The sequence below is a fragment of the Pseudomonas sp. SCB32 genome, assembly GCF_009189165.1.
GTDB lineage: Bacteria > Pseudomonadota > Gammaproteobacteria > Pseudomonadales > Pseudomonadaceae > Pseudomonas.
In genome coordinates this window covers 4,166,584-4,185,538 of sequence record NZ_CP045118.1, presented here as the reverse complement: position 1 = coordinate 4,185,538, position 18,955 = coordinate 4,166,584, and the positions used below count along the sequence as shown (strand labels likewise).

23 protein-coding genes are annotated in these 18,955 nt (G+C 63.5%); 21 read left to right on the top strand and 2 right to left on the bottom strand.

The genetic code is table 11. The features are described from left to right. Positions 1-117 precede the first annotated feature (117 nt). Genes rluC through sppA form a run of 3 tightly spaced genes read left to right on the top strand, consistent with a single transcriptional unit; the run spans position 118 to position 2,747 of the window. The gene (gene rluC / locus GA645_RS19100; protein ID WP_152224545.1) at positions 118-1,074 is read left to right on the top strand and encodes a 23S rRNA pseudouridine(955/2504/2580) synthase RluC; all 957 of its coding nucleotides are present in this window, start codon (positions 118-120) and stop codon (positions 1,072-1,074) included. Further along, the gene (locus GA645_RS19095; protein ID WP_152224544.1) at positions 1,067-1,762 is read left to right on the top strand and encodes an HAD-IA family hydrolase; all 696 of its coding nucleotides are present in this window, start codon (positions 1,067-1,069) and stop codon (positions 1,760-1,762) included. The genes rluC and GA645_RS19095 overlap by 8 nt, the downstream gene beginning before the upstream one ends. Continuing rightward, entirely contained in the window at positions 1,752-2,747 is a 996-nt protein-coding gene (gene sppA / locus GA645_RS19090; protein ID WP_152224543.1) for a signal peptide peptidase SppA, read from the top strand. Before GA645_RS19095 ends, sppA begins: the two co-directional genes overlap by 11 nt. 77 nt (positions 2,748-2,824) lie before the next feature. Here sppA and GA645_RS19085 read toward each other — a convergent pair whose 3' ends face one another. Beyond that, positions 2,825-3,403 (bottom strand): nucleoside triphosphate pyrophosphatase, encoded by a 579-nt coding sequence (locus GA645_RS19085; protein WP_152224542.1) that lies wholly within the window; start codon positions 3,401-3,403, stop codon positions 2,825-2,827. Positions 3,404-3,515: 112 nt separating this feature from the next. Between GA645_RS19085 and GA645_RS19080 the strand changes: the two genes are divergently transcribed. From GA645_RS19080 to GA645_RS19020, 13 genes are all read left to right on the top strand, one after another. Then, positions 3,516-4,046 carry a YceD family protein gene (locus tag GA645_RS19080; protein ID WP_152224541.1) on the top strand — a complete coding sequence of 177 codons (531 nt, stop codon included), beginning with the start codon at positions 3,516-3,518 and terminating at the stop codon, positions 4,044-4,046. A gap of 13 nt (positions 4,047-4,059) precedes the next feature. Next, positions 4,060-4,242, top strand: coding sequence for a 50S ribosomal protein L32 (gene rpmF, locus GA645_RS19075; protein ID WP_009621425.1), 183 nt, complete (start codon positions 4,060-4,062; stop codon positions 4,240-4,242). 3 nt (positions 4,243-4,245) lie between these two features. Beyond that, the gene (gene plsX, locus GA645_RS19070) at positions 4,246-5,253 is read left to right on the top strand and encodes a phosphate acyltransferase PlsX (protein ID WP_152224540.1); all 1,008 of its coding nucleotides are present in this window, start codon (positions 4,246-4,248) and stop codon (positions 5,251-5,253) included. 105 nt (positions 5,254-5,358) lie between these two features. Next, complete coding sequence (gene fabD, locus GA645_RS19065) at positions 5,359-6,297, top strand: ACP S-malonyltransferase (RefSeq protein ID WP_152224539.1); 939 nt, start codon at positions 5,359-5,361, stop codon at positions 6,295-6,297. 13 nt (positions 6,298-6,310) lie between these two features. Further along, complete coding sequence (gene fabG / locus GA645_RS19060; protein ID WP_152224538.1) at positions 6,311-7,054, top strand: 3-oxoacyl-ACP reductase FabG; 744 nt, start codon at positions 6,311-6,313, stop codon at positions 7,052-7,054. A 192-nt stretch (positions 7,055-7,246) separates the two neighbouring features. Further along, positions 7,247-7,483, top strand: coding sequence for an acyl carrier protein (acpP, locus tag GA645_RS19055; protein ID WP_015477931.1), 237 nt, complete (start codon positions 7,247-7,249; stop codon positions 7,481-7,483). 118 nt (positions 7,484-7,601) lie between these two features. Beyond that, complete coding sequence (fabF, locus tag GA645_RS19050; protein WP_152224537.1) at positions 7,602-8,846, top strand: beta-ketoacyl-ACP synthase II; 1,245 nt, start codon at positions 7,602-7,604, stop codon at positions 8,844-8,846. Further along, positions 8,846-9,661 carry an aminodeoxychorismate lyase gene (gene pabC, locus GA645_RS19045; protein ID WP_152224536.1) on the top strand — a complete coding sequence of 272 codons (816 nt, stop codon included), beginning with the start codon at positions 8,846-8,848 and terminating at the stop codon, positions 9,659-9,661. Before fabF ends, pabC begins: the two co-directional genes overlap by 1 nt. 6 nt (positions 9,662-9,667) lie before the next feature. Then, positions 9,668-10,732, top strand: a complete 1,065-nt coding sequence (gene mltG, locus GA645_RS19040) for an endolytic transglycosylase MltG (RefSeq protein ID WP_152228203.1) — start codon at positions 9,668-9,670, stop codon at positions 10,730-10,732. Between the two features lie 26 nt (positions 10,733-10,758). Next, on the top strand, positions 10,759-11,391 hold the full coding sequence (gene tmk, locus GA645_RS19035) for a dTMP kinase (RefSeq protein ID WP_152224535.1): 633 nt from the start codon (positions 10,759-10,761) through the stop codon (positions 11,389-11,391). Next, the gene (locus GA645_RS19030) at positions 11,384-12,370 is read left to right on the top strand and encodes a DNA polymerase III subunit delta' (RefSeq protein WP_152224534.1); all 987 of its coding nucleotides are present in this window, start codon (positions 11,384-11,386) and stop codon (positions 12,368-12,370) included. Before tmk ends, GA645_RS19030 begins: the two co-directional genes overlap by 8 nt. Positions 12,371-12,405: 35 nt before the next feature. Beyond that, complete coding sequence (locus tag GA645_RS19025; protein ID WP_009621447.1) at positions 12,406-12,762, top strand: PilZ domain-containing protein; 357 nt, start codon at positions 12,406-12,408, stop codon at positions 12,760-12,762. A 74-nt stretch (positions 12,763-12,836) separates the two neighbouring features. Then, complete coding sequence (locus GA645_RS19020) at positions 12,837-13,613, top strand: TatD family hydrolase (RefSeq protein WP_152224533.1); 777 nt, start codon at positions 12,837-12,839, stop codon at positions 13,611-13,613. Between the two features lie 250 nt (positions 13,614-13,863). On the opposite strand, the gene GA645_RS19015 is transcribed toward GA645_RS19020, so the two are convergent. Further along, the gene (locus GA645_RS19015) at positions 13,864-14,997 is read right to left on the bottom strand and encodes an aminotransferase class V-fold PLP-dependent enzyme (RefSeq protein ID WP_152224532.1); all 1,134 of its coding nucleotides are present in this window, start codon (positions 14,995-14,997) and stop codon (positions 13,864-13,866) included. Between the two features lie 84 nt (positions 14,998-15,081). On the opposite strand from GA645_RS19015, the gene GA645_RS19010 reads away from it, so the two are divergent. The 5 genes from GA645_RS19010 to GA645_RS18990 all read left to right on the top strand — a co-directional run bounded on the left by GA645_RS19010 (position 15,082) and on the right by GA645_RS18990 (position 18,943). Then, positions 15,082-15,720, top strand: coding sequence for a TetR/AcrR family transcriptional regulator (locus GA645_RS19010; protein ID WP_152224531.1), 639 nt, complete (start codon positions 15,082-15,084; stop codon positions 15,718-15,720). Between the two features lie 93 nt (positions 15,721-15,813). Further along, on the top strand, positions 15,814-16,782 hold the full coding sequence (locus GA645_RS19005) for a GTP 3',8-cyclase MoaA (protein ID WP_152224530.1): 969 nt from the start codon (positions 15,814-15,816) through the stop codon (positions 16,780-16,782). 28 nt (positions 16,783-16,810) lie between these two features. Continuing rightward, positions 16,811-17,704: a radical SAM protein gene (locus GA645_RS19000; protein ID WP_152224529.1), complete on the top strand. Its 894-nt coding sequence runs from the start codon at positions 16,811-16,813 to the stop codon at positions 17,702-17,704. A gap of 64 nt (positions 17,705-17,768) precedes the next feature. Continuing rightward, positions 17,769-18,380: a DUF4823 domain-containing protein gene (locus GA645_RS18995; RefSeq protein ID WP_152224528.1), complete on the top strand. Its 612-nt coding sequence runs from the start codon at positions 17,769-17,771 to the stop codon at positions 18,378-18,380. Next, complete coding sequence (locus tag GA645_RS18990) at positions 18,377-18,943, top strand: DUF1285 domain-containing protein (RefSeq protein ID WP_152224527.1); 567 nt, start codon at positions 18,377-18,379, stop codon at positions 18,941-18,943. The genes GA645_RS18995 and GA645_RS18990 overlap by 4 nt, the downstream gene beginning before the upstream one ends. Positions 18,944-18,955 lie beyond the last annotated feature (12 nt).

The following is an 18,955-nucleotide window of genomic DNA, read 5'->3' as shown; positions in this document are numbered from 1 at the left end:
CGGTTGGGGACGGCGATTACGCGATCATCCGCGGGCCTGGCCACTTTTGGCGGCCTCCCGAATATAGCAGCAATGATTAAGTGCTTCAATTGAATGAAAAATTGTTATCATGTCGGGATGACGAATCCTGCCCCTCCGACTTCCGGCGTCCAGCTGCTTGAAGTCGCGCCGGAGTATGCCGGCCAACGCATCGACAATTTCCTCCGCACCCAGCTAAAGGGCGTGCCCAAGACCCTGATCTACCGCATCCTTCGCAAGGGTGAGGTGCGGGTCAATAAAGGCCGCATCAAGCCCGAGTACAAGCTGCAGGCTGGCGACGTGGTGCGCGTGCCACCGCTGCGCCTCGCCGAGCGCGACGAGCCCGTGCCGCTGGCTCAGGGGCTGCTGGAGCGCCTGGAGGCTTCCATCGTCTTCGAAGACAAGGCGCTGATCGTGGTGAACAAGCCCACCGGTATCGCCGTGCACGGCGGTAGCGGGCTGAACTACGGTGTCATCGAGGCTTTCCGCCAGTTGCGTCCGGAGTGCAAGGATCTGGAGTTGGTGCATCGCCTGGATCGTGATACGTCCGGGCTGCTGATGATCGCCAAGAAGCGCAGCATGCTCCGTCACCTGCACGGCGCCCTGCGCGGCGAGCGGATGGTGGACAAGCGCTACCACGCCCTGGTGCGTGGCAACTGGCCGGCGGCGAAGAAGCAGATTGCCGTGCCGCTGCTGAAGAACAACCTGCGTTCCGGCGAGCGCGTGGTGGAAGTGAATCCCGAAGGCAAAGAAGCGCTGACCGAGTTCAAGGTGCTGCGCCGCTTCGGTGACTTCGCCACCCTGGTGGAGGCGCGCCCGATCACCGGGCGTACCCATCAGATTCGCGTGCATGCCAAGCATGCTGGTCATTCCATTGCCGGTGACCCCAAGTACGGCGACGAGGATTTCTCCCGCGAGATCCGCGAGCTGGGCGGCAAGCGCCTGTTCCTGCATTCCGCGTTCCTGCGCGTGCCGATGCCGGATGGTTCGGTGCTGGAGCTGGAAGCGCCGGTCGATGAGGTCTGGCAGCGCACCGTGGAGCGCCTGGATGCGTGAGTATTCCCTGCTGATCTTCGATTGGGACGGCACGCTGGTGGACTCCATCGGCCGCATCGTCGAGTCGATGCGCGTTGCGGCGCTCAACTCCGGGCTGCCGGAGCGCAGTGACGAGGCGATCAAGGGCATCATCGGTCTCGGTCTGCCCGAGGCTATTCAGACGCTCTATCCGGAAATAGAAGAGGGCGAGTCGCTGGACCGCTTCCGCCGCGACTACGGCGAGCACTATCTGAGCCTCGAAGTGCAGCCGTCGCCGCTGTTTCCTGGTGTTGCCGAGGCGATGGTCGAGTTTCGCCGTGCGGGTTACCAGTTGGCGGTCGCCACCGGCAAGAATCGCCGGGGGCTGGATCGCGTGCTGGCGGGGCAGGGCTGGACCGATTTCTTCGATATCACCCGCGCTGCCGACGAGTCGGCAAGCAAGCCTGATCCGCGCATGCTGCGTGAGATTCTCGAACATTGCCGGGTGGATGCGCGCGATGCGCTGATGGTGGGGGATTCGCCCTTCGATCTGGATATGGCGCGCCGGGCGGGCATGGATTCGGTGGCGGTGGGCTATGGTGCGCAGTCGCTGGAGACTCTGAGAGAGTATGCTCCGGCGCTGGAAGTGGGACATTTCAATGAATTGCGCGCCTGGTTGGCCGGGCGTGCGGTGAAGCCGGTGCTCGAGGTAGGCAACGATGTCGGATGAATGGAAATCTGAAGAAGGCAAGGCTGCGCAAGCCGCGGCGGGTGACGACAAGAGCTGGAAGCTGCTGGAGAAGGCGGTGCTGGCCGGGGTTCAGGAGCAGCGCCGTTCGCGCCGCTGGGGCATCTTCTTCAAGTTGCTGACCTTCCTTTATCTGTTCGTCGCCCTGGTGCTGTTCAGCCCGTTTGGCGGGCTGTCCAAGTCCGCTTCGCGCAGTGCGAGCCATACGGCGATGATCGAGGTGAAGGGCATGATCGCCGACGACGAGCCGGCCAGTGCCGACAATGTCGTTGGTGCGCTGCGTGCGGCGTTCGAGGATGCTGGTACCAAGGGTATCGTCCTGCGCATCAACAGTCCTGGCGGCAGTCCGGTGCAGTCCGGCTATATCTACGATGAAATCAAGCGCCTGCGTGGCGAGCATCCGGATATCAAGGTCTATGCCGTGATCAGTGATCTCGGCGCCTCCGGTGCCTATTACATTGCCAGTGCTGCCGACCAGATATACGCCGACAAGGCCAGTCTGGTGGGGTCCATCGGTGTGACGGCGGCGACTTTCGGTTTCGTCGGCACCATGGAGAAGCTGGGTGTGGATCGTCGTGTCTACACTTCGGGCGAGCACAAGGCGTTCCTCGATCCGTTCCAGCCGCAGAAGCTGGATGAAACGGCGTTCTGGCAGCAGGTGCTGGATACCACGCACAAGCAGTTCATCGACAGTGTGAAGAAGGGGCGTGGCGATCGCCTGAAGGACAAGGATCATCCCGAGCTGTTCTCCGGTCTGATCTGGTCCGGCGAGCAGGCGCTGCAGTTGGGTCTGATCGACGGTCTGGGCAGTACCAGCTACGTGGCGCGCGAGATCATCAAGGAGAAGGAAGTGGTGGACTATACCGTCCAGGAAACGCCCTTCGACCGCTTCGCCAAGAAACTGGGTACCAGCGTTGCCGAGCGCCTGGCGCTGTGGATGGGCTGGCAGGGGCCGGCGTTGCGCTGATCCCTCTCTATATAAAGGAAGGCCCGGCGATTGCCGGGCCTTCTGCGTTTCAGGTCTTTCGTTTCAGGCTTTCTGTTTCAAGGGATGGCTACTTGTTCGGCCAGCAACATGTCCACCAGGCGGATCAATGGCAGGCCGATCAGGCTGGTGGCGTCTTCGCCTTCGGTGGAGCGGAACAGGCTGACTCCCAGGCCTTCGGCCTTGAAGCTGCCAGCGCAGTCGAAGGGTTGCTCAGCTTCCAGGTAGCGGCGGATGCGCGCTTCGTCGAGATCGCGGAAGTGCACGGTGAAGGGCACACAATCGACCTGGCTGCGGTCGCTCAGGCTGTTCAGCAGGCAGAGGCCGGTGAGGAAGCTGACGCTCTTGCCGCTGGCGGCCTTCAGTTGCTCGGTGGCGCGCTCGATATCGTAGGATTTGCCGAGAATCCGGCTGCCGTTCACCGCGGCCTGGTCGGAGCCGATGATCAGGTGGCTGGGGTAGTGCTGGCTCAGGGCGCGCGCTTTGCTTTCCGCCAGGCGCTGAACCAGTTGCTCGGCGCTTTCGCCGGGGAGCGGGTTTTCGTCGATGTCGGGGCTTGCGCATTCGAACGGCAGGCGCAGCCGCTGCAACAATTCGCGGCGGTAGGGTGAGCTGGATGCAAGGATCAGGGGTAGCATGGATAATTCCTTCGGAGCGTCGCGGCGATTCTAGCGAAAAGGGCTGTCCATACAGCGGTTTATGGCTAATTTCCTTTGACAGCTTCGGGTGCATCCCTATAATGGCGCGCTTATGTTGAATGGACCGATACCACCTCACGTTGATCCGCGCAAATTGGTAGAGCGCGCCGCCACCCTCGAAGGTGAGCTGCCGATCGCCAGGATGCCACGTCTCAACGAGCAACTGGCCAGCAGTGACGGCAAGATTCACGCGAAGTTTTCCTTCTTCCGTGATGAGCAGAAACTGGCGGTCATGCACGTCGAACTCGACGCCGAGGTGAGCATGGTATGCCAGCGCTGTCTCGAAGCGGCCAACTTCCATGTGGGTGGTGAGTACGATTACGTCATCATCCCGGAAGGCAAGTCGATCGATGATCTGCCCAATGGCTACGATGCGCTGGAAGTGGGGGATGACCCCATCGACCTGACCTCGCTGGCCGAGGACGAGTTGCTGCTCGCCTTGCCCATCGTGCCGGTCCATGACCCTGAGGATTGCCAGCAGCCGGTGGGATACGCTACAGCGCCCGAACCGAGCGAGAACGTCGAAGAGCGGCCCAATCCGTTCAGCGTACTGGCGCAGTTGAAGCGTGACCCAAACGTTTAGGAGTTAATCAATCATGGCTGTTCAGCAGAACAAAAAATCCCGTTCCGCTCGTGACATGCGTCGTTCCCACGATGCCCTGGACGCGAACGCTCTGTCCGTAGAAAAGAGCACCGGTGAAGTTCACCTGCGTCACCACGTCTCCCCGGACGGTTTCTATCGCGGCCGTAAGGTCGTAGACAAGGGCTCTGACGAGTAATCCTTGTCCGCACCAATCATCGCGATTGATGCAATGGGTGGGGACTACGGTCCCCACTGCATTGTTCCGGCCTGCATTTCTTTTCTGGCCGAGTATGCCTCTCTTCAACTGGTCCTTGTCGGCCAGGCTCCCCTGATCGAAGAACACCTGAGCGGCCTTTCCCCGGTCGAGCGGCAGCGTCTTCACGTTCACCATGCCAGCGAAGTCGTCACGATGGACGAGCGTCCGTCCCAGGCGTTGCGTGGCAAACCCGATTCCTCCATGCGTGTTGCCCTCGAGCTGGTTCGGGATGGCAAGGCTCATGCCTGCGTCAGTGCCGGCAATACCGGTGCGCTGATGGCGCTGTCCCGTTACCTGTTGAAGACACTGCCCGGCATCGATCGTCCGGCGATGGTCACTGCCGTGCCGACACAGGGCGGTCACTGTCATCTGCTCGACCTGGGGGCCAACGTCGATTGCAGTGCCGAGCATCTGTACCAGTTCGCCGTCATGGGTGCTGTCGCCGCGGAGACGCTGGGCAAGCAGAATCCCAGGGTGGCGTTGCTGAACGTCGGCACCGAGGATATCAAGGGCAACCAGCAGGTGAAGCTGGCGGCCAGTCTTCTGCAGCAGGCGCGGGGCGTGAATTACATCGGCTACATCGAGGGTGACGGCCTGTATCGCGGGTTGGCGGACGTGGTGGTGTGCGACGGCTTCGTCGGTAATATCCTGCTCAAGTCTAGCGAGGGCTTGGCGGCGATGGTCGCCTCTCGCCTTGAGGCGTTGTTCCGTTCCAGTCTGCCGGCGAAGGCGGTGGGGCTGATGGCCATGCCGTTCCTGCGTCGATTGCGTGCCGATCTCACGCCGTCTCAGCACAATGGTGCGAGTTTCCTGGGCTTGCAGGGCATCGTGGTGAAGAGTCATGGCAGTGCTAGAGAGGAGGGGATCCAGAGTGCGTTGCGTCGGGCGCTCCTCGAAGTTCGTGAGAATCTGCCTCAACGGCTGCATGGCCGGCTGGAACATCTGCTCTAATGTGTGACCGCGGTCGCCAGACCGTCATCCAACTGTCAGTTCAATACGCCAGGCTTCCGCCGGCGATATCCATTTGACGAAACAGACAAAAAGGGAACTGTTGCAATGTCCGCATCCCTCGCCTTCGTATTCCCCGGTCAAGGTTCGCAGTCCCTCGGCATGCTCGCCGAGCTGGGCGCTCAGCACGCCGTCGTGCGCGACACCTTTGCCGAAGCTTCCGCCGCCCTGGGTTATGACCTCTGGGCCCTGGTGCAGGAAGGTCCGGAAGAGCGCCTGAACCAGACCGACAAGACCCAGCCCGCCATCCTCACTGCCTCCATCGCCCTGTGGCGTCTGTGGCAGGCCGAAGGCGGCGTGCAGCCAGCCTACGTCGCTGGCCACAGCCTGGGTGAGTATTCCGCGCTGGTCGCCGCTGGGAGCCTGGCCTTCGCCGATGCGGTGAAGCTGGTCGAGCGTCGTGGTCAACTGATGCAGGAAGCCGTACCGGCTGGTACTGGTGGCATGGCCGCCATTCTCGGTCTGGAAGACGCAGATGTGCTCGCTGCCTGCGCCGAAGCGGCTCAGGGTGAAGTAGTCAGTGCTGTGAACTTCAACGCGCCCGGCCAGGTGGTGATCGCCGGTGCAGCCAAGGCTGTCGAGCGTGCCATCGAAGCGTGCAAGGCCCGTGGCGCCAAGCGCGCTGTCGCGCTGCCGGTCAGCGTGCCGTCGCACTGCGCGCTGATGCGCCCGGCTGCCGAGCGTTTTGCTGAAGCTGTCGAAGCCGTTCAGTGGCAAATGCCGCAGATCGCCCTGGTGCAGAACGTTACCGCCCAGGTGCCGGCTGATCTGGCCGCGCTCAAGCGCGACCTGTTGGCGCAGCTGTACAGCCCGGTCCGCTGGGTCGAGAGCGTTCAGCTGCTGGCTGAGAAGGGTGTCACCGACCTGGTCGAGTGTGGCCCGGGCAAGGTGCTGGCTGGTTTGAACAAGCGTTGCGCCAAGGGCGTGACCACCCACAACCTGGATTCCGCGGACGCCTTCGGGGCGGCACGCGCGGCGCTGGTTTAACAGGAGATAGAGCATGAGTCTGCAAGGTAAGGTTGCACTGGTTACCGGCGCGAGCCGCGGTATCGGCCAGGCCATCGCCCTGGAGCTGGGTCGTATGGGCGCCACCGTGATCGGCACCGCCACCAGCGAGTCCGGTGCGCAGAAGATTTCCGAATACCTCAAGGCCAATGGCATTCAGGGTTCGGGCATGGTGCTGGACGTCTCCAATGACGAGTCCGTAACCAGCACCCTGGAAGCCATTCAGAAAGAGGCCGGCGCTCCGGCTATCGTCGTCAATAACGCTGGCATCACTCGCGATAACCTGCTGATGCGCATGAAAGACGACGAGTGGTTCGATGTGGTCAACACCAACCTCAACAGCCTCTACCGTCTGTCGAAAGCCGTCCTGCGTGGCATGACCAAGGCACGCTGGGGTCGCATCATCAACATTGGCTCGGTGGTTGGCGCCATGGGCAACGCCGGGCAGACCAACTACGCTGCTGCCAAGGCCGGCCTGGAAGGCTTTACCCGCGCTCTGGCGCGCGAAGTCGGTTCCCGTGCTATCACTGTCAACGCGGTCGCTCCGGGCTTCATCGACACCGACATGACCCGTGAGCTGCCCGAAGCGCAGCGTGAAGCACTGCTCGGTCAGATTCCGCTGGGTCGACTTGGGCAAGCAGAAGAGATCGCCAAAGTGGTAGCATTCCTCGCTTCCGAGGGCGCAGCTTACGTTACGGGTGCCACGGTACCGGTGAATGGCGGAATGTACATGAGTTGATGTGACGTGTTCCTTCGCGGCGATGTCATATGCGCTGTCTAAAATTCCCAATGCACTGCATTCGGGATTAGGCAGAGCATCTGGGTTAGCCGCGAAGGGGCGTCAGCGTTCAGCTTGAAATGCAGAAAACCCTTTCTATACACTTACCCGCAGCCCAGCTGTACGGATTGTCCATAGGAGTGAAAACAAGGTATGAGCACCATCGAAGAACGCGTCAAGAAGATCGTTGCTGAGCAACTCGGCGTTAAGGAAGAAGAAGTCACCAACAGCGCTTCCTTCGTTGAAGACCTGGGCGCCGACTCCCTTGACACCGTTGAGCTGGTGATGGCTCTGGAAGAGGAATTCGAGACCGAAATCCCCGACGAGCAAGCCGAAAAGATCACCACCGTTCAGGAAGCCATCGACTACATCGTTGCCCACCAGGCATAAGACGTAGTCGTCGGTTCCCCGACGAAAGAAGCCGCACGGCCTGCAAAGGCGTGCGGCTTTTCTTTAACGCCGGCATCAGCCGGCGTTATTGCCGTGAAACGTATGAGAGGAAGTCACAGTGTCGCGTAGACGCGTAGTCATCACCGGCATGGGTATGTTGTCGCCCCTGGGTGTGGATGTGCCGAGCAGTTGGGAAGGCATTCTCGCCGGGCGCAGCGGTATCGCCCCGATCGAACACATGGACCTGTCCGCCTTCTCCACCCGCTTTGGCGGTTCGGTGAAGGGGTTCGACGTCGAGCAGTACATGTCCGCCAAGGAAGCTCGCAAACTCGACCTGTTCATCCAGTACGGCCTGGCCGCTAGCTACCAGGCGATGCGCGACTCCGGCCTGGAAGTCACCGACGCCAACCGCGAACGCATCGGCGTTGCCATCGGTTCGGGCATCGGCGGTCTGACCAACATCGAAAATACCTGCCGTTCACTGTTCGAGCAGGGCCCGCGGCGCATCTCGCCGTTCTTCGTGCCCGGCTCGGTCATCAACATGGTTTCCGGATTCCTGTCGATCAACCTCGGTCTGCAGGGCCCCAATTACGCCATCACCACCGCCTGCACCACCGGCACCCACAATATCGGCATGGCCGCGCGCAACATCGCCTATGGCGACGCTGACGTGATGGTCGCCGGTGGCTCCGAAATGGCAGCCTGTGGGCTTGGACTGGGCGGCTTCGGCGCGGCCCGTGCGCTGTCCACCCGCAACGACGAGCCAGCCAAGGCCAGCCGCCCGTGGGACAAGGACCGTGACGGCTTCGTGCTCTCCGATGGCGCCGGCTCCCTGGTGCTGGAAGAGCTGGAGCATGCCAAGGCTCGTGGCGCGCGTATCTATGCCGAGGTCGTCGGTTTCGGTATGAGCGGTGACGCCTACCACATGACCGCTCCGCCGGAAAGCGGCGCGGGCGCCGCGCGCTGCATGAAGGCGGCGCTGCGTGACGCCGGCCTGAACCCGGAGCAGGTCGACTACATCAACGCCCATGGCACCTCCACGCCGGCCGGCGATATCGCGGAAATCGCCGCGGTGAAGTCGATCTTCGGCGAGCATGCCTACCGGCTCTCGATGAGCTCCACCAAGTCCATGACCGGTCACCTGCTGGGTGCCGCCGGCGCAGTCGAGGCGATCTTCTGCGTGCTCGCCCTGCGCGATCAGGTGGCGCCGCCGACCATCAACCTGGACAACCCCGATGAGGGCTGCGACCTGGACCTGGTGGCGCACCAGCCCAAGGAGCGTCCGATCGAGATCGCACTGTCGAACTCCTTCGGTTTTGGTGGCACCAACGGTTCCCTGGTGTTCCGCCGGTTCCACGGCTGATGCTGAGCTGGGTCGACGGCCGTTGCGCCGAGGTCCTGTCCGTGAGAGATCGCGGGCTGGCCTATGGCGACGGCCTGTTCGAAACCATTCGCGTGTCGGCAGGCCGCCCGCGCCTGCTGGCACGCCACCTGGCGAGACTCGAGGAGGGCGTGCAGCGCCTGTCCCTGCCGGTCTCGCTGGATCGGGTTGAAGACGAGCTGCTGCGCTTCAGTACGGCATTGGGCGATGGTGTCGCCAAGCTGATGCTGACCCGTGGCGAAGGCCTGCGTGGCTACGCGCCACAGGCGGACGCCCAGGTGCGTCGCCTGCTGCTCGGCTCTCCGGCACCGGCTTATCCGATAAAGCACCAGGACGAGGGCGTACAACTCTTCTCCTGTGCCACGCGCCTGGCCGAGCAGCCATTGCTGGCCGGCCTCAAGCACCTCAATCGCCTGGAGCAGGTACTGGCCCGCGCCGAGTGGGATGATCCGACCTTTGCCGAAGGCCTGATGCGCGATGTATCCGGGCGGATCGTCGAAGGCGTGTTCAGCAATCTGTTCCTGGTTCATGGTGGCGAACTGATCACCGCCGACCTCAGCCGTTGCGGCGTCGCTGGCGTGATGCGCGCCGAGGTGATCGAGCGTGCCCGTGACCTCGGGCTACCGGTCATCGTCCGGGACATCGACTTTGCCGAACTGGCGCAGGCCGACGAGGTCTTTCTCTGCAACAGCCTCTACGGTATCTGGCCGGTGCGTGGCTTTGCTGGCCACGCTTGGCCGGTTGGGCCGCTGACCCGTAAACTGCAGGGCCAACTTCGCGAACTTCTGGATTCCTGACACGTGATGCGCAAATTGCTGGTGCTGCTGGAAGGCGGCCTGCTGTTGGTTGGGCTCGTGCTGGGACTGGCGGCCTGGGAGCAGCACCGCGCGCTGCAGCAGCCACTGCAGCTCACCGAAGAGCGACTGCTCGATGCGCCTTCCGGGGCAACGCCGGGCGGACTGCTGGCCCGACTGCAGGACGAGGACGTGCTGCATGGCGCGTTCTGGCTGCGTCTTTACTGGCGCTTCAACCTGGCCGGCGAGGCGCTGCACAGCGGCGAATACCGCCTCAAGCCGGGCATGACCGCTGCCGAACTGCTCGACCAGTGGCGCGATGGCGACGTAGTGCAGTACGGCCTGACCCTGGTCGAAGGCTGGACCTTCCATCAGGTGCGCGAGCTGCTTGCCCGCCAGCCCAAGCTCGGCCAGACCCTGGCCGGGCTCAGCGATACCGATGTCATGGCCAGGCTGGGCAAGCCGGGCGTCTTCCCCGAGGGGCGCTTCTTCCCGGATACCTACCGCTACGTCCGTGGCACCAAGGACATTGATCTGCTGAAGCAGGCCTACCAGCGCATGGACAACATCCTTGCCGAGGAGTGGGACAAGCGTGAGTCGGACCTGCCGTACAAGGACTCCTACCAGGCGCTGATCATGGCTTCCCTGGTGGAGAAGGAGACCGGCGTGCCGCAGGAGCGCGGGCAGATCGCCGGGGTCTTCGTGCGTCGCCTCGAGAAGAACATGCTGCTGCAGACCGACCCGACCGTCATCTACGGCCTGGGCGAGCGCTACGCCGGCAAGATCACCCGCGCCGACCTGCGCGAGGCGACCCCCTACAACACCTATGTGATCGCCGGCTTGCCGCCGACGCCGATCGCCTTGCCGGGGCGCGAGGCCATTCATGCGGCGCTCAACCCGGTGCCGGGACAAAGCCTGTACTTCGTTGCGCGCGGCGATGGCAGCCATGCCTTCTCCGACAACCTCGACGATCACAACAAGGCGGTCCAGGAATTCCAGCTCAAGCGCCGCGCCGACTACCGTTCCAGTCCGGCGCCGAGCGCCCCGGCCGGCAATGCCCCGGTGGCGCAGTAGCCCGACAAGCAATCAAGGAGAGCCGAGTGACCGGCCTGTTCATCACCCTGGAAGGCCCCGAAGGCGCGGGCAAGAGCACCAATCGCGAGTACCTGGCCGAGCGCCTGCGCGAGCGCGGCATCGAGGTCCAGCTGACCCGCGAACCCGGTGGCACCCCGCTGGCAGAGCGCATCCGTGAACTGCTGCTGGCGCCCAGCGATGAGAAGATGGCGGTGGACACCGAGCTGCTGCTGGTCTTCGCCGCCCGCGCCCAACACATCGCCGAGGTGATCCGCCCGGCCCTGGGGCGTGGCGCCGTGGTGCTCTGTGATCGCTTCACCGATGCCACCTATGCCTATCAGGGCGGCGGCCGTGGGCTGCCGGTGGAGCGTATCGCGCAGTTGGAAAGCTTCGTCCAGGGCGACCTGCGCCCGGACCTGACCCTGGTCTTCGACTTGCCGGTGGAAATCGGCCTGTCCCGCGCGGCGGCCCGTGGCCGGTTGGACCGCTTCGAGCAGGAAGGACGCGGCTTCTTCGAGGCGGTGCGCAGCACCTATCTGGGTCGCGCCCGTGCCGAGCCTGCGCGCTACCACATCGTCGACGCCGCTCAGCCGCTGGTCGAGGTGCAGCGCAGCCTGGACGCACTGCTACCGGTCCTGCTGGAGCGCCTGCATGGCTGATATCTATCCCTGGCAGCAGGGGCTCTGGCAGCAGCTAAGCGGGCGCGGGCAGCATGCCCACGCCTATCTGTTGCACGGCCCGGCCGGTATCGGCAAGCGTGTGCTGGCCGAGAACCTGGTGCATCTGCTGCTCTGCCAGAGGCCGATGGACGGCAAGGCCTGCGGCCAGTGCAAGGCCTGCCAGTTGCTCGCCGCAGGGACCCACCCGGACTTCTTCCTGCTGGAGCCGGAAGAGCCGGAGAAGCCCATCCGTGTCGATCAGGTGCGCGAGCTGGTGGGTTTCGTGGTGCAGACCGCCCAGCTGGGCGGGCGCAAGGTGGTGCTGTTGGAGCCCGCCGAGGCGATGAACCTGAACGCCGCCAACGCCCTCCTGAAAAGCCTGGAGGAGCCGTCCGGCGACACGGTGCTGCTGCTCATCAGCCACCAGCCCAGCCGGCTGCTGCCGACCATCAAGAGTCGCTGCGTACAGCAGGCCTGTCCGCAACCGACCGTGGAGCAGAGTCGCGCCTGGCTGGCCGGCTCCTTGCCGGAAGAGTCGGCAGAGGGGCTGGACGAATTGCTGGTACTCGCCGGCGGCTCCCCGCTCACCGCATTGCGCCTGCAAGGGCAGGGCGTGCGTGAGCAGCGCGCGCTGGTCGTGGATGGGGTGAAGAAGCTGCTCAAGCAGCAGGTCGCCCCCAGCCAGCTGGCGGAAAGCTGGAACGCGCTGCCCTTGCCGCTGCTGTTCGACTGGTTCTGCGACTGGGCCCTGCTGACCCTGCGCTACCAGTTGGCGCGTGACGAAGCCGGCCTCGGCCTGGCCGACATGCGCAAGGTGGTGCAGTACCTGGCTGAGAAATCGGCGCAGAAAAAAGTGCTGGCGATTCAGGAGTGGCTGCTCGCGCAACGGCAGAAAGTTCTGAACAAAGCCAATCTTAATCGTGCCTTGCTTCTCGAAGCCTTGCTCGTACAGTGGGCAAGCCTTCCCGGGCCGAGCTAGAATCCGCCCATGGATACAACTGCCAGGACAGCTGAATGAGCTTGCCACCGAATCTGGGTCCGCGGAACGGAATTCTGTCCCTGACGATCAAGGACAAGTCCGTACTGTATGCCGCCTACATGCCGTTCATTCGTAACGGTGGTCTGTTCATCCCGACCAACAAGACCTACAAGCTGGGCGATGAGGTCTTCATGTTGCTCAACCTGATGGATGAGCCGGAGAAGATCCCGGTTGCCGGCAAGGTGGTCTGGATCACCCCCAAGGGAGCCCAGGGCAACCGTGCGGCGGGCATCGGCGTGCAATTCAACGACGGCGACAACACCGCGCGCAACAAGATCGAGACCTATCTGGCTGGTGCGCTGAAGTCGGACCGTCCGACCCATACCATGTAGAATTTGCAGGTTCTACAGGCTGCAAACACGAAGCGCCCGAATGGGCGCTTCGTCATTTTCCGGAGAATGCTTTCATGCTGGTCGATTCCCACTGTCACCTCGATCGCCTCGATCTCGCTGCCCATGGCGGTTCGCTGGATGCCGCGCTGGACGCCGCTCGCGCGCGCGGCGTGAGCCAGTTCCTGTGCATCGGTGTCAGTGCGGACAATGCCAAGGCAGTCAAGGACCTGGCTGACCGCTACGCCGATGTGCATTGTTCGGTGGGTGTCCATCCGCTGGACCTGGAGCCGGGCAGTGCGCCGGCGCTGGACTGGCTGCTGGGCGAGCTGAACCATCCGCGCGTGGTCGCCATCGGTGAAACCGGCCTGGACTACCACTATGAGCCTGAAGCCGCCGAGCTTCAGCAGGAAGCCTTCCGTCTGCACCTGGAAGCGGCGAAGGTCACCGGCAAGCCGGTCATCGTGCATACCCGCGAAGCGCGTGCCGATACCCTGGCGCTGCTGCGCGAGGCGGCGCTGCCGCAGGCTGGCGTACTGCACTGCTTCACCGAGGACTGGGAGATGGCCAAGGCGGCGCTGGATATCGGCTTCTACATCTCGCTGTCGGGCATCGTCACCTTCCGCAATGCCGAGCAGCTGCGCGAAGTGGCGCGCCAGGTGCCGGCCGACCGCCTGCTGGTGGAAACCGATTCGCCGTACCTCGCCCCGGTGCCGTACCGTGGCAAGCCGAACCTGCCGGAATACGTGCGCGAAGTGGCCGAGTACCTGGCCGTGTTGCGCGGCGTGAGTTTCGAGACGTTGGCCGAGCAGACCACCGCCAACTTCCGTCGGCTGTTCCCGCTTGCGGCCTGATCGCGGCGGCACCTTTACAAAAAACGCGGACAAAAAAAACCCGGGTTCTGGGGGATGAATCCGGGTCAAGACCATTAGGAGTGTAACAATAAGGTACGCGATCCTCGGTACCTTCACCGGCGGGGCACTTGGGGGGAGATGCCGCGCACCGGTATCTACAAGTATTGGTCAAGATGACGCGGCTGCCACAGAGGGACGGGGCTTTTTTAAACGGATTTGGAATACATCACAGCGGGCTGAGCACCCAGGCTCATTCCTGCGCCATTCCGGCGATCAATGCTAGGGTTTCCTCGATCACGTTCTCCGTCGTGTAGAAGTGCGGCGAGAAGCGAATGCCGGCGCCCCGCTGGATGCACACCACCTGTTCCGCGCGCAGGCGCTCCAGCAACTGCGTGTTGTCCCAGCCGGCCAGGCTGAAGGTCAGGATGCCCGCGCGGCGTGCCGGATTGAGCGGGCTGTGCAGGGTCGCGGTGGAAATCCGTGCCAGCCCGTCCTGCAGCTGCTGCACGCGCTCCGCAACCAGGGCGCCCACGTGTTGCATGCCGACCTCTTCGAGCAGGCCCAGGCTGGCGTCCAGTGCCACCGCCCCGAGCATGTTCGGGCTGCCGCACTCGAAGCGCCGCGCGCTGCGCGCCGGTTGCCAGTCGGCCGAGTCGTAGTTGCCTGCGTTTTCCAGCATATGCCAGCCGTACTCCTGCAGCGCCAGTTGTTCCCGTTCGGCGGCGCGGCAATAGAATACGCCCAGGCCTTCCGGGCCGAGCATCCACTTGTGTCCGTCGGCCATGGCGAAGGCGCAGTCGTAGGCCTGGACATCGAAGGGCAGGGCGCCCAGTTGCTGGATGGCATCGATGCAATACAGCACGCCGCGCTGGCGGCAGCCCGCGCCCAGGCGCTCCAGGTCCATGCGCAGCCCGCTGGCGTACTGCACCGCACTGATCGACAGCAGGCGCGTACGCGGGCCGCAGGCGGCGAGCAGATCGCCCTCCGGGTCGCTGCCGTTCAGGCTGACCTGGATGACTTCGACGCCCTTGGGTTTGAGGGCTTCCCAGACAACCCGGTTGGAGGGGAACTCCTGGTCGCTGATCACCACCTGATCACCCGCGCGCCAGTCGAGGCCGAAGGCGACGAACGAGAGCGCCTCGGAGGTGTTCTTCACCAGGGCGATATCGCCGGTGGTCTGGGCGTTGAGCAGGCGCGCCAGACGCTCGCGCAGGCGCTTCTCTATGGTCAGCCACTGCGGGTAGTCGCGGGCGCCGAGCAGGATGTTCTCCTGGGCGAAGGCGGCCACGGCGTCAGCCGCACGCTTGGGCCAGGGCGCTACAGCTGCGTGATTCAGGTAGCGCAGGCCGGACTGTTGGGGAAATTCATGGGAGAAGCTAATCATGTCGGATGATCCGTGCAATTTGGCGCTGAATAGGCATAATACGCGGCTTCGAATTTTGACTATTTTTGACCGAACAGTCTTTTTATGCAGAAAGAGCCGCGCAAGGTTCGCGAATTCCGTCGACGCGAACAGGAAATCCTCGACACCGCCCTCAAGCTCTTCCTGGAGCAGGGCGAAGACAGTGTCACGGTCGAAATGATCGCCGATGCCGTGGGTATCGGCAAAGGCACCATCTACAAGCACTTCAAGTCCAAGGCGGAGATCTACCTGCGCCTGATGCTGGACTATGAGCGTGACCTGGCGGCGCTGTTCCACTCCGAAGATGTGGCTCGGGACAAGGAGCGCCTCTCGCGCGCCTACTTCGAGTTCCGCATGCGTGACCCGCAGCGCTATCGCCTGTTCGACCGCCTGGAAGAGAAGGTGGTGAAGACCAGCCAGGTCCCGGAGATGGTCGAGGAGCTGCACAAGATCCGCGAGTCCAACTTCGAGCGCCTGAGCCAGCTCATCAAGGAGCGCATCGCAGCGGGCAAGCTGGAAGACGTGCCGGCCTACTTCCACTACTGCGCGGCCTGGGCGCTGGTGCACGGCGCCGTGGCGCTGTACCACTCGCCGTTCTGGCGCGAAGTGCTGGAGGATCAGGAAGGCTTCTTCCAGTTCCTCATGGACATCGGTGTGCGCATGGGCAACAAGCGCAAGCGCGACGGCGATACGCCGGCCGCCTGAGTCGATATTCACGTGGCCCACGGTCGCTCATGCGACAGGGCGGCGGGTGAGGGTGGGGATATACTGAATGGGTAATCCCCACCGGAGCCGAGCATGATCGTCGACCGCCAGGGCAGGCGCTTCCGCAACCTGCGGGTCAGCCTGACCGCCGCGTGCAATTACGCCTGCACCTACTGCGTGCCGGACGGCAAGCGTCTGGTCGCCGCACAGGACGAGCTGTCGGCCGAGTCCCTGGTCCGCGGCGTCGCCTACCTGATCGAAGCCGCCGGCATCGAGCGCCTGCGAGTGACCGGTGGCGAGCCGCTGGTCAGCCCCAAGCTGGACGCCTTCCTGCATGGCGTGAGTCGCCTCGGCCTGCAGGACATCGCTATCACCACCAACGGCCAACTGCTCTCGAAGAAGCTGCCGCTGCTGCTGGATTGCGGTATCCGTCGCCTCAACGTTTCCCTCGATACCCTGGATGCCGACGCCTTCCGTCGCATTGCCCGTGGCGGTGATCTGGCGACCGTGCTCAAGGGGCTCGACGAGGCCCGCGCGGCGGGCCTGAAGATCAAGCTCAACATGGTGCCGCTGCGTGGCCAGAATCTGGATCAGGTTCTGCCGCTGCTGGAATACTGCCTGGAGCATGGCTTCGAACTGCGCTTCATCGAACTGATGCGCATGGGACACCTGGCCCGCGATCCGAACGCGTTCAACCAGCAGTTCATCGGTATGCAGGAGCTGCTGGAGCTGATCGGCGAACGCCATCCCTATATCCAGGCCAACGCGCCCGTGGATGCCACCGCGCTGCGCTATGAAGTGCCGGGGCAGGGCTTCTTCGGCGTGATCGCCAACGAAAGCGTGCCGTTCTGCCGTACCTGCTCGCGCCTGCGTCTGTCGTCCACCGGCTGGCTGCATGGCTGTCTGTCGTCGAGCAACCGCCATTACGTCGGCGATCTCCTCGACAAGCCCCGCCACCAGGCCCTGCCGGCACTCCAGCGCCTGCTGGTGCGCGCGCTCGCGGACAAACAGGAAGTCGCCTTCTCCGGCGGCGTTACCATCATGAAGATCATCGGTGGCTGAGGCCGCCTTAACTGCCCGATTTGCCCAGATGCCCAACGAATTCCCTATTTCCTATGTCGAGCCGGTGTTCCGGCCGCCGAGCGAGGCGCACTCGCTGATCCTGCCGGTGACCAACGGTTGCTCCTGGAACCAGTGTGGGTTCTGCGAGATGTACACCCAGCCGCAGAAGAAATTCCGCGCCCGCGACGAGGCCGAAGTGCTGGATGAGATTCGCCGTTGCGGTGAGCGCCTGATCGTCCAGCGGGTGTTCCTGGCCGACGGCGATGCGCTTGTGCTGCCGACGCGGCGTCTGCTCAACATCCTGCGTGCGATCCGCGAGCATATGCCCGAGGTGGATCGCGTCTCCAGTTACTGCCTGCCGCGTAACCTGCGCAAGAAGTCGGTGGAGGAGCTGAAGGAGCTGGCCGATGCCGGCCTGCGCATGGCCTATGTCGGCGCCGAGTCGGGTGACGACGAAGTGCTGGCGCGGGTGAGCAAGGGCGAGACCTATGCGTCCACGCTGGATGCCCTGCAGAAGCTGGGCGAGGCGGGGATCAAGCGCTCGGTGATGATCCTCAACGGGTTGGGCGGCAGCACGCTGAGCATGCAGCATGCCGACAACTCGGCGCGCCTGATGAACGAGGCGCAGCCGGAGTTTCTCTCCACCCTGGTGGTGAGCTTCCCGGTCGGCGAAGAGCGTTTCCGCGCGGGCTTCCCGGATTTCCAGCCGCTGTCGCAAGCCGAGCTGTTTGCCGAAGTCGAGCGTCTGTTGAGTGCCCTTGAGCTGCGCGACACCGTATTCCGCAGCGATCACGCCTCCAACTACCTGGTCCTCAAGGGCGTTCTGGGGGCGGACAAGGCCCGTATGCTGGCTCAGGTTCGCCAAGCCATCGAACAGCCGCAGCACGCGCATTTGCGCCAGGAATGGCAGCGCGGCCTGTGATGGCTCGGAAGCTGCATTGCTTGTCCAAATGCCGGTTTTACGTCGCCGGCCCTGGAGACTTTGCATGCGCTACCTGATGTTGACCCTCGTCTTTGCGGCCCTGGCAGGTTGCATGACGCCCAGCGACATGGCTGAACGTACCGGCTACTACGCGGGCGATGCCGGCTTCCTCGATCACAGTCAGACACGTCGTACGGGGAACTGGCGCCTGCAGTCCGATTCCTTCATCTTCATCGCCCAGGGCCCCTTCGTGCCGCCAGGCCATCCCTACGCGCGGCCGAACGTGGTGGCGGAGGAAGCGTTCAAGGGCTTCGTCGAGTATTTCCCGATGGTACGGCGTGCCCAGGGGCCGCTGGGGCTGGAGGGCGCGATGCAGGAGGCGCGCGCGGTGGGGGCCAACTATCTGCTCTATACCCGCTTCGCGTACGGTGAAGACAATGCCGGCAGCTACGAGCAGTATGAAGACACCGACAATGCCATCGGACGCGACCGCAGCGTGATTCAGGTGATGCTGATCGAAACCGCCAACCGTTATCTGGTGGACAGTGCCACCATCCGCAGCCGCGGCGGTTTTCTGACATTCTTTGATGCCAGCCCCGATGACTTGATCGGGCCGCCGCTGGAAGATTATGCCCGCAGCCTGCTGGGGGTGAAAACGCACGAGGAGTTCCAATGACCGATCCCGCAAAGGCCGGCAACCTGCTGGCGCAGATCCCTGCCACCAAGGACAAGGGGCTGCCGCCGGTGCACCTGTGGAACCCGGACTGCTGCGGTGACATCGACATGCGCATCGCCCGCGATGGCACCTGGTATTACCTGGGGACGCCAATCGGGCGCAAGCCGATGGTACGGCTGTTCTCCACCATCATCCGCCGCGATGGCGACGACTATTTCCTGGTCACGCCGGTGGAGAAGTGCGGAATCACCGTCGATGACGCGCCGTTCGTCGCAATCAGCCTGGTTGTAGAGGGCGAGGGGGAGCAGCAGGTGCTGCGCTTCACCACCAATGTCGAGGATGAAGTGGTGGCCGATGCCGCGCATCCGATTCGCGTGGAGCTCGACCCGCAGACCCAGGAGCCGTCGCCCTATGTGCTGGTGCGGGTCAACCTGGAGGCGCTGATCCATCGCAACGTGTTCTACCAGTTGGTCGAGCTGGCCGTCAGTCGCGAAATCGATGGGCAGGAATGGCTGGGAGTGTGGAGTTCGGGCGAGTTCTTCCCCATTGCGCCGCAGCCGTGACTGAATAGTCCG

Excerpts from the sequence above, each read along its gene's own strand:
- rluC (WP_152224545.1), top strand. The coding sequence starts at position 118 with ATGACGAATCCTGCCCCTCCGACTTCCGGCGTCCAGCTGCTTGAAGTC.
- GA645_RS19095 (WP_152224544.1), top strand. The coding sequence starts at position 1,067 with ATGCGTGAGTATTCCCTGCTGATCTTCGATTGGGACGGCACGCTGGTG.
- sppA (WP_152224543.1), top strand. The coding sequence starts at position 1,752 with ATGTCGGATGAATGGAAATCTGAAGAAGGCAAGGCTGCGCAAGCCGCG.
- GA645_RS19085 (WP_152224542.1), bottom strand. The coding sequence starts at position 3,403 with ATGCTACCCCTGATCCTTGCATCCAGCTCACCCTACCGCCGCGAATTG.
- GA645_RS19080 (WP_152224541.1), top strand. The coding sequence starts at position 3,516 with ATGTTGAATGGACCGATACCACCTCACGTTGATCCGCGCAAATTGGTA.
- rpmF (WP_009621425.1), top strand. The coding sequence starts at position 4,060 with ATGGCTGTTCAGCAGAACAAAAAATCCCGTTCCGCTCGTGACATGCGT.
- fabD (WP_152224539.1), top strand. The coding sequence starts at position 5,359 with ATGTCCGCATCCCTCGCCTTCGTATTCCCCGGTCAAGGTTCGCAGTCC.
- fabG (WP_152224538.1), top strand. The coding sequence starts at position 6,311 with ATGAGTCTGCAAGGTAAGGTTGCACTGGTTACCGGCGCGAGCCGCGGT.
- acpP (WP_015477931.1), top strand. The coding sequence starts at position 7,247 with ATGAGCACCATCGAAGAACGCGTCAAGAAGATCGTTGCTGAGCAACTC.
- pabC (WP_152224536.1), top strand. The coding sequence starts at position 8,846 with ATGCTGAGCTGGGTCGACGGCCGTTGCGCCGAGGTCCTGTCCGTGAGA.
- mltG (WP_152228203.1), top strand. The coding sequence starts at position 9,668 with ATGCGCAAATTGCTGGTGCTGCTGGAAGGCGGCCTGCTGTTGGTTGGG.
- GA645_RS19030 (WP_152224534.1), top strand. The coding sequence starts at position 11,384 with ATGGCTGATATCTATCCCTGGCAGCAGGGGCTCTGGCAGCAGCTAAGC.
- GA645_RS19025 (WP_009621447.1), top strand. The coding sequence starts at position 12,406 with ATGAGCTTGCCACCGAATCTGGGTCCGCGGAACGGAATTCTGTCCCTG.
- GA645_RS19020 (WP_152224533.1), top strand. The coding sequence starts at position 12,837 with ATGCTGGTCGATTCCCACTGTCACCTCGATCGCCTCGATCTCGCTGCC.
- GA645_RS19015 (WP_152224532.1), bottom strand. The coding sequence starts at position 14,997 with ATGATTAGCTTCTCCCATGAATTTCCCCAACAGTCCGGCCTGCGCTAC.
- GA645_RS19010 (WP_152224531.1), top strand. The coding sequence starts at position 15,082 with ATGCAGAAAGAGCCGCGCAAGGTTCGCGAATTCCGTCGACGCGAACAG.
- GA645_RS19005 (WP_152224530.1), top strand. The coding sequence starts at position 15,814 with ATGATCGTCGACCGCCAGGGCAGGCGCTTCCGCAACCTGCGGGTCAGC.
- GA645_RS19000 (WP_152224529.1), top strand. The coding sequence starts at position 16,811 with ATGCCCAACGAATTCCCTATTTCCTATGTCGAGCCGGTGTTCCGGCCG.
- GA645_RS18995 (WP_152224528.1), top strand. The coding sequence starts at position 17,769 with ATGCGCTACCTGATGTTGACCCTCGTCTTTGCGGCCCTGGCAGGTTGC.
- GA645_RS18990 (WP_152224527.1), top strand. The coding sequence starts at position 18,377 with ATGACCGATCCCGCAAAGGCCGGCAACCTGCTGGCGCAGATCCCTGCC.